Genomic DNA, 15970 nt, shown 5'->3' with positions numbered 1-15970 from the left:
TCTGGTGGCGTTCCTGCGGTAGCCGCGATCGAACACCTGGTGCTGTGATCGCATAACACGCTGGCCGCGCTGAAGTCGATCCGCGCCGCACGCCCGGACGGCGCACCGATCTACGTGATCATGGACAACCTGTCCGTCCACAAGGGCACCGACATCCGCCGCTGGGCGAAGAAGCACAAGGTCGAGCTGTGTTTCACCCCGACCTACGCCTCGTGGGCGAACCCGATCGAAGCGCACTTCGGACCGCTGCCACAGTTCACCACCGCCAACTCGAACCACCCCAACCACACCGTGCAGACCCGGGCCCTGCACGCCGACCTGCGCCGGCGCAACGCCAACGCCCGCCACCATCACGTCCTGGTCGCCGAACGCAAGGAACACGCCCGCATCCGCAGCGAGAAAGACATCCGCTGGGGCGGCCGACCCGCTCTCGCCGCATGATCAGGTGACCTGGCGAACGTTCCAGGTCACAGCACCACCTCCGCAGCGAATCTGTCTGGGCTACTTGGCCAGCCGGAAGGTGGGGTGCCCAACCCAGGCTCGCAGGAACTCCGCCGATCCCAGTGCCATCCAGTCGTCGCCCGCGATCCCCAACACCCCCGGAAGGCCAGCGACGACCGACGCCTGTCCGTCCAGCAGCTCGACATTGGCCACGCCCCCGATGACGTCCATGACAGCGGCGGTCAGCAGGGCTGTGGTCACGTGGTCGGTCTCGCGATTGCAGCCGGCGCTGACATTGACGGCATGGGTCGGTCTGAAGCCGAGGATGGCCTCCACCTCGGGCTCGTCCGCGTGCTCAGCCTCGAAGGTGCTCTCGTCGCCGACGCCCGGCCCCATCAAGTAGACCAGGAAGGGCCGACGCCAGTCCTCGCGCTGCGGATTGAATCCCACCAGGGCTGTGAGCTCCTCGTCCGCGGAGGTGTTGCCGAGGAGCGGCAGCGGGAACGGCTTTCGCCAGCCCTTCTCTCGCCTGTCCTCGACGCCCAGTCGCTCTGCGGGCACGTTGACGTCGAAGAACCCGGGCCGCCTCTCATCGAAGTGGGAGGAGAGCCCCACCATCAAGGCGCGGAACCCCCGCAGCGCAGCCGGGGAGAGCGGCTCCGCCAACTCGATCACCAACGTCGGACCAGACATGCTGGGAGCCTAGTTTGACCGGCTCCGCGACCGCTCGCATTGTTCCCACACCGAGTCCGGCCGGTCCGAGCACCGACGCCGCCAACCCGGCGAACCCATGCGGTCGGAGCACTGGTGCTCACCGTGACCAAACAATGGCCGTCACCCCTGCGCCAGCCCGGAACGCGCAGAGGCGCAAGCTGGCCGTTCAGGTCGTTTACATGCTCTTTGTCGCCATCCCCGCGCATCTGGGCTGTCACTGCTGCCCCCGCTCGCCACTCCTGGGTTCAAGGCAGGGGGGTGCGTGCGAAGGAGAGGGCTCGTGGTTCTGTCGGTCAACGTGACGGTTCTCCTGGCGGTCGTCATCGTCGTGAGGCTCCGGCGCCGTACGCAGGCGCGTAAGCGCTCCGATGAACAGCTGACCGTGCTCATCGTGCTGGTCTTCGGTGTGCTGGTCGCCCCGACGGCGTTCGGGCAGTGGGTTGCCGACATGGCCGGGCAGCTCGCCGCCGGCATCAGTGACACCGGCCGCTGACACCCTTCGCGGAGCTGCGTCATGAGGCCCTGACGCGGTTCCGGCTCCGAGCTCCCGCAGTGGTTCCCCGTCATCGTCATAGAGCTCAAGACCGAACCGCAGACCGAACCGGGTCAGCAGCGCAGCCAGATGCTCGAACCGTTGAGGATCGACAACGCCGTTCAGAAGCGTGTCCCCGTCGGTCGGGTCGACCTCGATGCGGCACCAGCTGGTCTCGACCTCATACGATTCCCACGACGAGCCTGGTCTGGAACTCCAGCCAGCCCCAGTGAACCGCTTGGCCACCAACGATGCACTCGGGCCTCCTGCCAGGCCACCACACACGTTGTTGTTGGTCTCAAGCCAGACGGGATCGAGCGGCTGTCCCTCATCGGATATGTCCACATCTGGATTATGAAGCAGACCCCGCAACCCGCGATCGCACACGCTGTCGACATCAAAATTCATCGATGTGATCACTGCACCCCGGTTCACACGGGCAGCAACCCTGACGACCGTGTCGGTCGTCTCGACCGATTCCACCAACACGCCCTCGACCGAGGAGAACAGCAGCTCGTCCAGCCGCGGCAGCATTTCGTTCACAGCGAAGGACTGTCGACCACACCGCCATCCAGCCGAGCGATTTTCGGGCGAACTCAACCGCCTTCGGCCGAAGGTCAACAGTCATCCTGCGTACGCGACCACATGAAGTGGACCAGAGCCCGGCTTGGTTCTGGTCACGACTTCCGTGAAACGGCCACGATCAGTGATCAGTGGGTGTTTCGAGTGCTTGGAGGATCTGTCGCACTTCCTGGCGCCACTGGTCGGCGGTCGGCGGCGGCGCTGTCCACCCAGCCGGGTGCCATTTCCGTTCCGTCCTGGAGAACCCGGTCCGGTGCGAGTCTCGCTGATGCGCGAAGGGAGGCCGGCAGTTCGGGCAGCGGTTCCCTGAGGCCGTCATCGGCGCGCCGCATCCGACGGTCCAGCCGGTCGGCCACGTCCAGGTCCGGCCGTCGACGAGACGAAAGCGTGAGCTTGGCGCGGTGCCGCCCGGGTTCGCAGGCGCGTGTCCGGACACGACCCGCGCCGGCCCGGGCGACGAGGATCCGAGCACGCGTACGCGTAGGGGAAGGATGCCGAGGACCTGGGTGGCACGCCCGCTCGCGGGGCGGACCCGCTTCCCGGGGCCGCCCCGCCAGCGGTGCTACACCCGACCGAGGCGGGAGAGCAGTCCCCGGTGTGCCCAGCCCGTGCGGCGCAGACCTGTCCAGACACAGCAGGCGGCGACACCGATCGCCAGCGCCGTCGCACCGGCCGCGGACGGTAGGGCGCCCATCACGGCGATGCCGATCGCCACGACGACGAACCCGTCGAACTGCCAGGCCACGAGGCGCAGTCCGGAGAGGTCGCCGAGTGGTGTGACGATCGGGAGGAGCAGTTCGAGCGGAAGATGCAGCTTCATCTCGCGCAGGAACCTGGCGCCGAGCACCAGCACCACCGACCCGGCGACCAGGAGGACCGTGCCGCCCGTACGTCCGCTGTGGTGCTCCCACCGGACGACGACTGCGAGGCCGCCGCCCAGGAGGGTGCCGGACGTCACCGTGACGACGGGCCAGACCAGCGTGCGGGCGAGGACGCCGCCCCACCACCCACCGAACAACGGGGCCAGGGTCAGCTCGTCGCGCAGTCCGCGCCATGTCTCGCCCACCCACCCGGATCCCAGGTACACACAGATCGATCCCAGTACCCACAGCCACAACGCCGGCTCGCTCTCCCGCCCGGCCGCCCCGTGCGTCAGCACGGCGCCGCCGATCAGCAGGAGTGCCACGCCCGCGCTCGCGCGGCCGGGCGTGCGCAGCGCCCGGATCGCACCCTGCGAGAGATGTCCTCGAAGCCGTCCGTCCGGATGGATCAGGGCCGAGGTGAAACCGTGCGGCTCCGGCCGGTACAGGTCCAGCGCGTGGTGGAGCGTCCCGGTCCAGGCGTATGCCTGGGCCTGGGATGCGCGGGCCGAATCACGGGCGAGCCGGGCGAGGTCGGCGCTGCGGATCGACCCGAGGGCCGCCCGCCCGAGGGCCGCCGCGGTGGTCGCCAGTACTCCGGCGAGGAGCCACAGCCCCACTGCGCCGTCCGGGGCCGCCCGGCTCACGCCGGCCACCACGAGTGCCGCGCCGCCGACCGCGCAGGCGAGCACCAGATTGTCGCGCAGCGCCCGCACCTGACCCCAGAGCCACGCGAACGCGGCGAGGGCGCTGAGCCCCAGCACGGACACGAGACCCTGCACCGCGGTGTCGAGGTCATCGAAGAGGTCGGTCGCGAGATACGCCGCCGCACAGACCGACAGCAGCCCGGCCGTGCCTGCGTACGTCAGCCGGCGCCGGGCGATCGTGCCGAGGTAGAGCGTCGGGGAGATGTCCGTGGACATGAGGACGTGCAGCAGGAACGGCTGGACCACCAGCGGCCCCCAGAACCGACCGGTGACCTGGGCCCCCCAGCACACCGCCACCGCGAGCGCACAGGCCGGGGGAACCGTCTCCGCGAGGGGCCCCACGGAGACCAGTGCCGGTGAGGTGCTCCGGGCGTGCACGACCGGCACCAGGTAGAAGACGGCGAACAGAGCGACGAGGTAGAGGGTGTACGCGTGCCCGCGCACCGTGCCGCGGTCACCGCGGCGGGCGTGACGCTGCCGTACGGCGCGGACGCGGTTCGCGGCGTCGTGCCCGGGCGCCACGAGGGTGTCCGTCGTCATCCCAGCTTCACACGGCCGTCCCGCGCCTCCACCAGGGCGGGCTCATGGGTGGCGATCAGGAAGGCCGTCCCTTCCCGCGCGCGCTCGGTGAGCAGGGTGGCCAGCAGATCGACGCGATCGCTGTCGAGGTGTCGCTCGGGCTCGTCGAGCAGCACCACGTCAGCGGGGCGCACCAACGTCAGGGCCAGACTGAAGAGTTGCAGCTGCCCGGACGAGACCTGATGGGGAAACCGCTCGCCCAGCGGGGACAGCCCCAGCCGCTCGATGATCCGTTCGGCGGTTTCGGCGGTCTCCGCCCTGTTGCCGTACCAGGAGGCGGCGACCAGGGTCACCTGCTCGCGCAGTGTCATGTCACGGGCGAACGGGATCGCGTCGACCAGGGAAGCCACGAGACGCCGGTGCAGCGGCTTCGCCATGTCGGCGCGCTCGCCCTTGATCGAACACGAGCCGGCGGTGAGACTCCGGCTGCCCAGGAAGGTCCGCAGGAGCGTCGTCTTCCCCGAGCCGTTGCCGCCGGTGACGCACCAGACCTCGCCCGGCATCACCGAGAAGGACGTCGGCTCCAGCAGCGTGGTGTCGCCCAGCGTGACGGTCGCGCCCTCGGCCTCAAGGACAGGAACAGGGGCCACTTCGCCTCCAGAACCACGAGCATCTCCCGTGAGCGAGCAGTGTAGTCGTCGCCCGCGTAGGACCCGTTGACGGCCGTCACCTCCAAGCCGGCGATCCGCGCCAGAAGCCGGATCTCCGGCAGTGTCGCCCGTGTGGCCACCTCGTGGAACGCGGTGAGGGCCGAGGCGCTCTGGACCATGAAGACGCTCATGACGGCCTGGGCCGCACGATCGGCGTTCTGAGTGGTCGTCACCAGGTGTTCGCGGCCCAGGGGATAGGTGACGGAGGTGGCGTCCCCGTCCGCACGGAGGTATTCGGCGGGGTCGGTGCAGTCGAGGAAGGCCGCGCCGCCCGGCTTCAGGTGCCGTCCGACGGTACGGAGGAGACCGATTTTCTCGTCGTGGCTCTGGGCCAGGAAGAACGTGTTCCTGGACAGAGTGACGACGTCGGACGTGGAGTCGAGCCGAAGATCCCGGAAGTCGGCTTCGACCGCGTCGACCTTGCGGTCACCGCGCTTGCTCCCCAGCCGGTCCAGCGAGGGGCGTGAGGCGTCGACGGTGACGACCTGTGCGCCGGCGTCGGCGAGGGCGAACGACGACACACCGGTTCCGGCGCCCAGGTCCAGGACGGACCGTCCGGTCAGCGGCCGCTGGGAGGACACCCATGCCGCGAGTCCCGACCCGGGGGGGAGCATCGACGAGATCAGGTCGTAGGCGCCGATGGCCGCCGCGTCGTAGACAGTCGGTTCACTCATGGGAAAGACCTTTCCTCACCATCTCGTTGGCAACGGCGATGGCGTTGGCAACGGCGATGGCGCCGGGCAGATTGAATCCGACCTTCGCCTCCGTACGGCTGTTGGCGCGCGCACCGGTCACCCGGGGTGCGAATCCGACATTCGAGCGCAGCCGCAGGGTCTTCGGATTGCTCTCCACGATCTCGTTGGACCCGGGAAGCGTGTCGGCGATCACGATGGGACGGTCCGTCACCTGGAGCATCATCAGGGCGGGTGAGTCCGCCCGGCCCTGTGCCAGACGCATCAGGGTGTCCAGGGTCGCGGGAAACACGATGAAGCACTCGGAGGCGCCGGTCCGCCCCGAGTCGGCCTCGGAAGGCAGGTGCGGATCGTCCCAGGAATCGACCCACACCTGCCCGCCGGCCAGGTGGCGCAACGCCCGGACCGTCACGAAACGCGTGGCGGACCGGGCCGCCGAGACATTGACGACCAGTTCGGGATGCAGTTGCCGCAGCCGGTGGATCCACCAGGGCACCAGCGCTGCACTGATGGATCCCGTCACATGGAGGTGCAGCTCGGCGCCCTCGAACCGCTCCACGTTCATCCGGTGGTTTCCTCGTGGGGGTGGCTGTCCGCCGCGTGAGCCCTTGCGCCGACGGGCGGCCTGGCCGACGGTCTTTGCCCGGATCGATCCCGGACCGGGGGAGTGGCCGCCGGACCGCTCGCCGACGATCCGTGGGAGACCGCATGCCACGCTGCGCATGGAAAGCCGAGGGGCCCGGTCGGGCCTGCTGCCGAGTCCTGCCCGTTCAGCCCGAGGATCCGGTTCGCGCCATTTTTCAGGAAACATCGCTCGGGGCGGTATAAGGCGGGCGACGATGGCGGGCGAACTCCCGTTCGCATCGGTCTGTTGGTCAACCGGTCAGAAGGAGCACTCGTGACACAAACCGTGCCCTCTTTACCTGTGGTCGTCGAGAATCCGGTCGTCAAGTTCTCCAGCGCCCCGCAGCGCCCGCCCTTGCGGCACCTGGGCAGGCCCTCCCTACGCACTTCGGTCTCCGGCGCCCGGCGGCGCGCCCGCGGTGAGGCGCCCCGTGTCCTGCTCGTCGTGCCCTCGTACACGCGGGTCGTGGAACCCTCCCCCGAGCGCAGCAGTTTCCGGGCGCTCGGCCTGGACACTTTCGAGGTCATGAAGCGGGCCGGCACCCCGATCGGGCTTCTGCGCATCGCGGCCAACGCCCGCCTCGCCGGCTTCGACGTCCGTATCCTCGACTCGCCTTTCGCCGGCTGGGAGCAGGAACGCCGGCTCGTCGACATCGGCGGGGGCAGCAGCCTGGTCCGCTACGGCCTCGAGGACTCACAACTGCGTGCGGTCATCGAGGAGTTCGAGCCGGACGTCGTCGGTGTCCAGTGCATCTACACGGTCCAGTGGGGCAACGCGCGTGCCCTGGCCGACCTGGTCAAGGACATCGACCCGGCGATCGTGACGGTCACGGGCGGCGCCCATCCCAGCGGGGACTGGCGGTACGCCGTACCCGACTCCCCCTTCGACCACGTCGTCATCAACGAGGCCGACCAGACCTTCACCGCGCTGTTGCAGTCGCTGACCGAGGAGGGTGGCGACATCGACGCGGTGCCCGGCGTCGCCTACAGGCGGGCCGACCTCGCCGTGGTGCGGACCACCGCCAAGTCGCCGTACATGCGTATCCTGCCGAAGCGGCAGGGGTTGGACCAGCGGCTCGCCATGATGCCGCTGCCCGACTTCGGGATGCTGGACATGCGCCAGTACCAGCAGGCATACCACTCGTCGGGAAAGCGGGTGCGTGACCACGGCTCCTGGGCGCAGATCTTCTCGACCATCGGCTGCAACGTGGGCTGCGACTTCTGCTACATCCCGATGGTGAACGGTCCCTGGCGGGCGCTGGGCATCGACTGGTTCGATCTGCACCTCGCCGAGATCACCAAGCAGGGTGTGACCGAGGTGCTCATCGAGGACGACCATCTGCTGCACGATCCGCTGTACGCGATGCGCGTCTTCGAACTGCTGCGCAAGCACGACCTGCCGTGGGTGGAGGAGGGCGGCCTGAGCCTGTTCAACCTCGTTCTGCTGCATCTGGGCGAGAAGTTCGCGAACAGCATGGACGACGCCGAGCGGCGCAATCCCAACTTCCGCAACATCCTCGCCGCGATGCGTTCCGGACTGACCTGCCGCGACCTGATCAGGGCGATGGCCGACGGAGGCTGCTACAGCGTCTACCTGGCCGTGGAGAGCGCCAACGAGGACAGCCTCGAGCAGTCCGGCAAGCCCCGTCTCAACGCCTTCCAGAAGGCCACGGGTGAGATCGTGGAGATGTTCACGGAGTACGGCATCCAGGTCACCGGCGGTTTCATGCTCGGTTTCGTCAACCCGCCCGAGCGGCCCGGGGCCGAACCGTACGTCGAGTCGCTGGAGCAGATCGAGAAGACCATCGACTACGCGGTCACGCTCATGGGGCACGGGATGGCGTACGCGAACCCCTTCATCGTCACCCCGCTGCCGGGCACCAAGATGTGGGACTTCCAGAAGGACTATGTCGTGCGCCACTACGACAACGGCTGGTCGCACGAGAAGGCGACCATGGCGACGGAGAAATGGAGCGCCGAGGACATCGAACGCATGCGGCTGGAACTGCTGGTGCGCGCCAACGGCGCCGACAAGGTGACCGAAATGGTCCGCCGCGGCACCTGGCCCGTGGACGCCTGACCGGTTCGCACGGCGGTGTCGCCCTGCTCAGCCCCGGCGGCGCGCCGTACGCAGCGCGTCCGCCGAGGCGAGCATGGCGCCACCTGTGATCAGCACGCAGGCAGCGGCGACGGGCCAGCTCGCATCGGCCCGTCCCGTTGCGATCAGCAGGGCGGTGGACAGCAGCGGGGCGAAATACGACAGGGTGCCCAGGAGGCGGATGTCGCCGTGCTTGGTGCCGTGGTCCCAGACGTAGAACGCGCCGCCGACCGGACCGAGGCCCAGCACGAGCACCGCCAGCCACTGGCCGCCGTCGGGCCGGACAGTGTCCTCGAACAGCAGATGGCAGACAACCGCCAGCACCGCGGTGGCCAGGCAGAAGAACGCCACCATGTCCGTCGGGACCTGCGGGTACCGCCGGTTGACCACCGAGTACGCCGACCACACCACCGCGCATACGGCCGCTGCCGCGTATCCGAGCAGGTACTCCCCGCGCAACTGGACGCCCTGCCCGCCCGTGACCAGGAGGAAAGTGCCGCCGAGTCCCAGCGCCGCGCCCGCCGCGTGCCACCAGCGCAGCCGTTCACCCGGCAGCAGCGCGGAGAACATGACGATCAGCAGCGGCCACAGATAGGCGATGAGACCGGCGTCAGCCGCGGGGGCGTTGCGCAGGGCAAGGAAGTAGAAGAAGTGGTAGCCGAACAGACCGCCGACACCGAGCACCCAGGCCCCGCGGGGCACGGCGCGCACGAGCGCCCCGCCGCCGCGCAGCGCCCGGGGCAGTCCGAGGACGCCGCCGACTGCGAACGCCATCGCGGTGAGCTGGAAAGGCGGGATCCGCCCGGTCAGCGTGGTGAACAGGGCCAGAGACGCCCACAGCAGCACTGCCCCGGCGCCGATCGCGGTGGCTCCGAGCTGGTGCGCCGGACGCGTCGCGGCGCCGGGGCCCTTCCCCGGCGCCACGGCGCCGGCTCGCGCGTCCCGAGCGTTCACGTGCCCTCCAACTCACCACCGGCGTATGACGGTCCGCCGACTCACGAACCACACGAGGGCATCGTAGGGAGGCGCGTCACCCCGCCCCGCGCTTTCCGGTCAGCGGGCAGAACGAGCTGGGGGGAAACGGGGTACCGGCCCGGACACAGACACAACTGCTGTCACAGATCCTGCAGGAAAGCCCGGCCGCGCCGCCGGCCGGCACCACCACTGCCGAGTGACTTGAACATCGACCGGCGAGGGAACGGCGGGTGCTCGTGCTTCGATGCGCAGCCAGGTGTTGCCGGCACGCAGCCACAGGGCTCCGTCGCGGCCTTGGCCGCAGCGCCGGACGACCCGACCGGGCACCCACAGTCGTTGGCGGGGGTGTGTCCAGTCAACGGCTGATCTTGGTTGTTGGGGGTCAGTGGCTGGTGGTGGGGGTGAGGCGTCCTTCGAAGGCGATGTGGAAGGCGTTCAGTGGCGCCTTCCAGCGCATCGTCTCAGGTGAACGATGCATGTCTGGACGACAGTTCGGGGCCAGACTGTCCCGACGGCGTCGGGCAGGCCCTTCAGTCCGTCGCGGACGAGTATGAGGACGTCCTCAATCCCGCGATTCTTCAGCTCGGTGAAGACCTGGAGCCAGTGCTTGGCGCCCTCGCAGCCGTCACCGGCCCAGATGCCGAGGATGTCGCGGGTGCCCTCGCCGGTGACGGCCATCGCGACGCAGACGGGCCGGTTGGCGACCTTGCCATCGCGAATCTTCACGTTGACCGCGTCCACGAAGACGACCGGACAGACGCGATCGAGCGGTCGGGCCTGCCATTGCGCCATGCCCTCCATCACCGAGTCGGTGATCGTGGAGATGGTCTGCTTGGACACCTCCGCGCCGTACACCTCGGCGAGATGAGCCGATATCTCTCCGTGTGTGAGGCCCTTCGCGGACAGCGACAGCACCATCTCGTCCACGCCGGTCAGTCGGCGCTGCCGCTTCTTCACGAGCTGCGGCTCGAAGGTGCCGGCCGTGTCGCGGGGCACCTTCACCCCGACCGGGCCGACGTCGGTCAGCACGGTCTTCGAACGGGTGCCGTTACGGGAGCTGCCGCTGTTCCGGCCGGCTGCGTCGTACTTGTCACAGCCGACGTGGTCGGTGATCCCGCCCTCCAGGGCGGACTCCAGCACCCGCTCGGTCAACTGCTGCAGCAGCCCTCCCTCGCCGGTCAGCTGCAGCCCGTCGGAACGGACCGGGTCGACCAGCATCGAGATCAACTGCTCGTCCGACACCGCCTCCGCGGCCGACTCGACGACCGGCTCCTCCACCGACTCGTGCTCGCTGATGGTCTCGCTCACTTCAGGCGTCTCCCTGATCATCGGATCCGCCGTCTATTGGACACTCCCTGCTCAGGCGCACACGGCCCCGGCTCCTGAGCGGCCCGAGCTGAGGGTTAGCCTCAGCGGATGATTCCTGAGACGCCACCGAAGGTCATCACGCGTCTCCGCGGCGGGCGGATCCACGCCTACGTCGTGGGCGCCGGCGTCCACGGGACGCTGGAGCCCGCAGCGGTGTTCCAGCCGCGGGACGGCGAGGAGGTCGTGGCGTCGGTGGTCCGGCAGGATCTGGAGCGGGTCGTGTACACGACGCTGAACGCAGTCGTCTGCCTCACACGTGCCGGCGACCTGTTGTGGGCCTCGGACTTCGAACCGCACTCTGACGTACGCCATGGCCACCGGCCCGGCTGTGCGCTGTCTTTGGACGGGCGGACGGTGTGGGTCTACCGGCCGGACGCGATGGCGGGCCGCGGGGGCGGGGACCAGTGGGTCGTGCACGGCGCAGACAGCGGCGTGGTCGTCGCCCGCCGCGAGCTGGAGACGGTCGGGCACGGCGCCTTCCACCACCTGCATCCCGTGGACGGCAGCGTCTACCTCGACATCGGTGAGGGCCAGGACGGCTCCGTCATTCTCCGGGGCACGGTCGGGGCGGGCAGCGAGCCGGAGTTCGTGACGTACCCGTGGCAGGACCGCTGCCTGATCGGCCTGGCGCCGTCCGGGCGCCAGTTCATGACCGTGGACCACGGGCAGGCGGACGTCGCCTTCCACGACCACCCCAACGGGGACGTGCTCTTCACCCTCCCCGTCGAAGCCTTCGGGTACGACCCGCAGGAGTCCTTCGTGGAATGGAGCGGCGGCTACCTGACCGAGGACACGGCCATCGTCACCCTGGGTGGTGGGAGTCTGGACGAGGAGGAGTGGTTCCGGCACCACCTGGTCGACGTACGCACGGGCACCCTCAGCGCCGAGTTCACCGTCGAGGCGAGCAACCCGTACGAGCTGGTGCCCCTGGGCGACGGCTCCTGGCTCACCGGCGGCGCCGGCGGCGACCCCGTCCGTTGGTCCCGCGCTCCGCAGCCGTCCGCACCGCCGCGCCCGGCCGTACCAACCTCTCCGTACGAGAGGCGGCAACCGTGACGGCAGACCCCCGGGTGCCGGTGATTCCTCAGGCGCCTGAAGGCTTGAGCCGGCGAGCTCGGTACTTCGTCGAGGGACACGGGCTGCGTGTTCCACACCGCGACCTCAAGCCCTTTCGGGAAATATGACTCAAGCAAGGGATTCCGGATGCCGAGATCGACCGGAGTGTCGCCTTTCGAACGATGGAAGGGCTCGTGGGGACCAGCGCTCGACGCGTGATTCCGGTCCGGCGCTGGTGAGCCGAGAGGCCGAGACCGCAGAAATCATCCGGCGTGTGGGCACTGACCGGTCCCACAGCGACGTTCTGATCGTCACGGGTGACCCCGGTGCCGGAAAAAGCACGCTGCTCGACCTCGCGGCCGATCGCGCACGGGGCGCGGGTGGCCGAGTGCTGCGGGCGGTGGGGAGCGGATCCGAGGCGCACCTCGGATTCGCCGGTCTTCACCAGCTGTTGCGCCCGGTACTCGCTGAAACGCAGGGACTGCCGTCGCGGCAGCGCTCCGCGCTCCGAGCCGTCCTGGGGCTCGAAGAGCGTGCGGAGACTCCCGACGCAATGCTCGTCGGTCTGGCGGTCCTGACCTTGTTGTCGGACCTGGCGGAAACCGCCCCGCTGCTGGTGGTGGTCGACGACGCCCAGTGGATCGACCGCGCGTCACTGGACGTTCTCGCGTTCGTGGCGCGACGCATGGACAGCGAGCCTGTCACGCTGCTGGTCGGAGTCCGCACCGCGGCCGCCCTGCCCGGATTCGACAAGGGATACGAGCGCCTCGAACTCGGCCCGCTGGACGCTGCGGCGGCCAACCTACTGCTGGACCGGCAACCCACGCCGCCCACCGGCCGAGCCCGGGTGCGGATCCTCCAGGAGGCGGCCGGCAACCCACTGGCCCTGGTGGAACTGACCCACGTCACCGCGATCCGGCACCCCGAGGGCAGTGGCGTGCAGGGCCCGCTGCCGGTCACCGACCGACTGGAGCGGATCTTCGCGGGGCACACGGCGGACCTGCCGGAACCGACCCGCCGCATCCTGCTGCTGCTCGCGGCCGCCGACGCGGCGGACGCTCCGGCGGCGGCCGTGGGACTTCCCGAGGCGGACGACGAGGCATGGGTACCCGCGGACCGGGCCGGTCTCGTACGCCAGGACGGATCCCGAATCTCCTTCCGTCACCCGCTCATCCGCTCCGCCATCTACCATGCCGCGTCGTTCGAGGAACGCCGCCGGGCCCACCTCGCTCTCGCGGAGTTGCTGCGCGAGGAGCCCGACCGCCGCGCCTGGCACCTCGCCGCCGCGACCGTACGCCCCGACCAGGACGTGTCGGCCGCACTGCAGCAGACGGCAGACCGGGCCCGGCGCCGGGGTGGCTTCGCGGCCGCGGCCGCGGCCCAGGAGCGCGCCGCGGAACTCAGCCCGCGCCGCGAGGACCGGGCGCGTCTTCTGACCGAAGCCGCCACCACCGCCGTCTTCACCGGTCAACTCGGCTGGGTGGAACAACTGGCCGCCGCAGTCCGCCAATGCACCGACGACCAGGCACTGCTGGGCAAAGCCGCGCTGGCCACCGGACAGCTCATGTCCCTGGGCTCCCATCACACAGCAGCCTTCGCTCTGCTCATGCGTGTCGCCGACGAGGCGACGGACGCCCGGTCGCCCCTCGTTCTCGACGCGCTGGCCGCGGCGGCGGTGGTCCGTTACTACTCGGGCGAGGAGTCCCAGCAGCGACAGATCCAGAGCCTGCTCTCCCGCATGCCCGACGATGCCGCCGCAGCGGCGCTGCGCGCCTGGGTCCTGGCCGTCTCCGACCCCAGCAGCGCAGGAGCCTTCCTCACACCGGCCCTGCCCGGGCTCATCGCCAAGGCCAAGGGCGACGCCGGTCGCCTGACCGCGCTGGCCGTCGCCGCCTGGCTGCTCGACCAGACCACCCTCGCCGCCAGGACCTTCGACGAGGCGTCCGACCAGTGGCAGGCCCGTGGACGGCTGCCGGACGGACTGGGGTGCGCGGCCGGCTGGACCCGCCTGGAGCAGGGCCGATGGGCCGAGGCCCGCTCGGTGGCGACTGACATCGCGGCCATGGCATCGTCGGCCGGACTCGACCATGCCGAGGCGTGTGCTCACGCACTCGATGCCACGGTGGTCGCTCTGCTGGGCGACCCGGCCACCGCACGTCGGCTCGTCGAACGAGCCCTGGCTCTCGTCGATCCGCTGGAGAGCCGCTCCGTCGCGGTCTTCGCGCGTCGGGCCCTGGGGATGGCGGCCGTGGCCGAGGGCGACTACGACACCGCGTACACGCAGTTCCGCTCCGCGTTCACCGATGACGGCGATCCGGTCCACTACCACGTCTCCTACACCCTCCTGGCCGAACTGGCGGCGGCGGCCGTCCGCCGAGGACGACAGGAGGACGCCGCAGAGCTACTGGAGCGGTCGGCGCGGCGCCTCGGTACGGGCATGTCTGCACGGGTGAGGACACTGATCGACCGGGGCCGCGCCCTGCTGGCGGAACCCGAGCACGCGGAGCTGTTCTTCCGCGCCGCGCTCAAGGAACCCGCAGGTGAGCAGTGGCCGTTCGAACGGGCGCAGACACAGCTCGACTACGGGGAATGGCTTCGGCGGCAGCGCCGTATCACCGAGGCCCGTCCGCTGCTGAGCGCCGCCCTCGAAACCTTCCAGCGGCTTGGCGCGCGGCCGTGGGGCGAGCGGGCACGGGCAGAACTTCGCGCCGCCGGCATCGAGGTCGGCGGCGTCGTACCCACTGCCTTCGCCGAACTCAGCCCCCAGCAGCAGCAGATCGTCCAGCTGGCGGCCCGTGGCCTGACGAATCGTGAGATCGGGGAAAAGCTGTTCCTCTCACCGCGCACGGTCGGTTCTCACCTCTACCGGGTGTTCCCCAAGCTGGGCATCACCGCCCGCTCACAACTCCGCGACGTGGTCGAAGGCATCCTGTCGGGTACTGGCGTCCAGGGCTGAGTGCGGTTTCCTCGTAATACCCGAGTGCGCGATGCAGCCGGGCTGGATGCCTCTGCGGCCGGTGCCATCGTCAGTGCGTCGGCCACGGGGGATGCACGGTGGGGGCTGGCCGTCAAGTAGCCGACGATCTCGCGGGTCGCCGGGTCCAGCCACGTCGCCAGATACAGCCAGCCCTCGTCGGTGGGGATGTCGGTGACGACACCGACCAGATTCCGCCCCGGGGCGGCGGCTGTGAAGTCACGGCTGATTGCAGATACCTGTCGGCCGACCAGCTCCGCCGACGGGTCCGTACCGGCCGCGACGATGCCCCTGCGACTCCAGAGCCTGCGGCTTCGACGCCGGAAAGGGAATCAACGGCCGCAAGAGACACATCGCGGTCGCCGCCTCGGACTCCTGGTGACGACCACGGTGACACCCTCGGACGCCACCAGCCATGACACCACCCGCGAAATGCTCTGGCAGCTGTGGATCACGCGGCTCCGGATCGCCCGGGCCCGGGCCGACGACTCCGCCGGCACCGGCTGCTCACCTACTCGTCCGACGGCTCCCCTCCACCTCGACGGAAGCCGTACGCAGCTCTTGGCCCAGGGCCCTGTCCAGCTTCTTGCCGACAGGCCACCACAGCGGGGAATGAACCGGGCCGGCTGGTGATTGCCGAAACCGAATCTGACTCGGATGACGGAAGGACAGCCACGACCGACTCGTGGCAGCGGGACGCACTCCTGGAAGCCCGCTACGGGCAGCAGGCGACGCCGGAGAACATCATCTGGAACGAGCAGATCGAAGCGCTGCTCGCGCACCGCTCAGTGCGCGCGTTCACCGACGAGCCGCTGCCCAACGGCGCTCTGGAGACGGTGGTGGCAGCCGCCCGGTCGGCGTCCACATCGTCGAGCCTTCACCAGTGGAGTCCCGTGTCGCAGGTCCGGCCCTACGGTGAGGTGAACCTCGACACGGACACCCGCCTCGGCCTCACCGCGGCGACCGTTCCCGGTCCTCGGGCCGCGGACGGCAAGGGGGTACGTTCCACCGTGGAGAAGGCATGGACCTGCGCGGGTGCAGCACGTTGATCGGGTCGCGCCAGCGTGGCGCGGCACCGGCACACGGCTGCCCTGGGCTTACTCGGAACATGCGCGTGA

Annotated in this window: 11 protein-coding genes and 2 pseudogenes; 5 read left to right on the top strand and 8 right to left on the bottom strand. The window is 69.5% G+C overall.

Going from position 1 to position 15970, the window contains the following annotated elements:
• Positions 1 to 54: 54 nt before the first annotated feature.
• Positions 55 to 441: pseudogene (locus KM933_RS20740) on the top strand (transposase); the annotation flags it as partial.
• Between the two features lie 60 nt (positions 442 to 501).
• Here KM933_RS20740 and KM933_RS20735 read toward each other — a convergent pair.
• From KM933_RS20735 to KM933_RS20710, 6 genes are all read right to left on the bottom strand, one after another.
• Positions 502 to 1134 (bottom strand): DUF6368 family protein, encoded by a 633-nt coding sequence (locus KM933_RS20735; RefSeq protein WP_221354321.1) that lies wholly within the window; start codon positions 1132 to 1134, stop codon positions 502 to 504.
• 235 nt (positions 1135 to 1369) lie between these two features.
• Positions 1370 to 2230 carry a hypothetical protein gene (locus KM933_RS40310; RefSeq protein ID WP_221354320.1) on the bottom strand — a complete coding sequence of 287 codons (861 nt, stop codon included), beginning with the start codon at positions 2228 to 2230 and terminating at the stop codon, positions 1370 to 1372.
• Between the two features lie 601 nt (positions 2231 to 2831).
• Positions 2832 to 4376 (bottom strand): hypothetical protein, encoded by a 1545-nt coding sequence (locus tag KM933_RS20725; protein ID WP_221354318.1) that lies wholly within the window; start codon positions 4374 to 4376, stop codon positions 2832 to 2834.
• Positions 4373 to 5005, bottom strand: coding sequence for an ABC transporter ATP-binding protein (locus KM933_RS20720; RefSeq protein ID WP_221354316.1), 633 nt, complete (start codon positions 5003 to 5005; stop codon positions 4373 to 4375). Before KM933_RS20720 ends, KM933_RS20725 begins: the two co-directional genes overlap by 4 nt.
• Positions 4918 to 5739 (bottom strand): class I SAM-dependent methyltransferase, encoded by an 822-nt coding sequence (locus KM933_RS20715; RefSeq protein WP_221354314.1) that lies wholly within the window; start codon positions 5737 to 5739, stop codon positions 4918 to 4920. Before KM933_RS20715 ends, KM933_RS20720 begins: the two co-directional genes overlap by 88 nt.
• The gene (locus KM933_RS20710; RefSeq protein ID WP_221354312.1) at positions 5732 to 6322 is read right to left on the bottom strand and encodes a CypD family RiPP peptide-cysteine decarboxylase; all 591 of its coding nucleotides are present in this window, start codon (positions 6320 to 6322) and stop codon (positions 5732 to 5734) included. Before KM933_RS20710 ends, KM933_RS20715 begins: the two co-directional genes overlap by 8 nt.
• 333 nt (positions 6323 to 6655) lie before the next feature.
• Between KM933_RS20710 and KM933_RS20705 the strand changes: the two genes are divergently transcribed.
• Complete coding sequence (locus tag KM933_RS20705) at positions 6656 to 8461, top strand: B12-binding domain-containing radical SAM protein (protein WP_308013478.1); 1806 nt, start codon at positions 6656 to 6658, stop codon at positions 8459 to 8461.
• A gap of 27 nt (positions 8462 to 8488) precedes the next feature.
• Here the strand turns inward: KM933_RS20705 and yddG are convergent, their stop codons facing one another.
• A complete protein-coding gene (gene yddG / locus KM933_RS20700) occupies positions 8489 to 9433 on the bottom strand; it encodes an aromatic amino acid exporter YddG (protein WP_308013477.1) in 945 nt (314 codons plus the stop codon).
• Between the two features lie 477 nt (positions 9434 to 9910).
• Positions 9911 to 10672, bottom strand: a pseudogene (locus tag KM933_RS20695) (IS256 family transposase); the annotation flags it as partial.
• A 198-nt stretch (positions 10673 to 10870) separates the two neighbouring features.
• Here KM933_RS20695 and KM933_RS20690 point away from each other — a divergent pair.
• From KM933_RS20690 to KM933_RS39485, 3 genes are all read left to right on the top strand, one after another.
• Positions 10871 to 11878, top strand: a complete 1008-nt coding sequence (locus KM933_RS20690; protein ID WP_221354310.1) for a hypothetical protein — start codon at positions 10871 to 10873, stop codon at positions 11876 to 11878.
• A 124-nt stretch (positions 11879 to 12002) separates the two neighbouring features.
• Positions 12003 to 14834 carry a helix-turn-helix transcriptional regulator gene (locus tag KM933_RS20685; RefSeq protein ID WP_221354308.1) on the top strand — a complete coding sequence of 944 codons (2832 nt, stop codon included), beginning with the start codon at positions 12003 to 12005 and terminating at the stop codon, positions 14832 to 14834.
• 647 nt (positions 14835 to 15481) lie between these two features.
• Positions 15482 to 15901, top strand: a complete 420-nt coding sequence (locus tag KM933_RS39485) for a nitroreductase family protein (protein ID WP_308013476.1) — start codon at positions 15482 to 15484, stop codon at positions 15899 to 15901.
• Positions 15902 to 15970 lie beyond the last annotated feature (69 nt).

It is taken from the genome of Streptomyces beigongshangae (assembly GCF_019710745.1).
Classification (GTDB): Bacteria; Actinomycetota; Actinomycetes; order Streptomycetales; family Streptomycetaceae; genus Streptomyces; species Streptomyces beigongshangae.
Note: the sequence above shows the minus strand (reverse complement) of the source record. Positions and strands in the feature narration are given on the sequence as shown.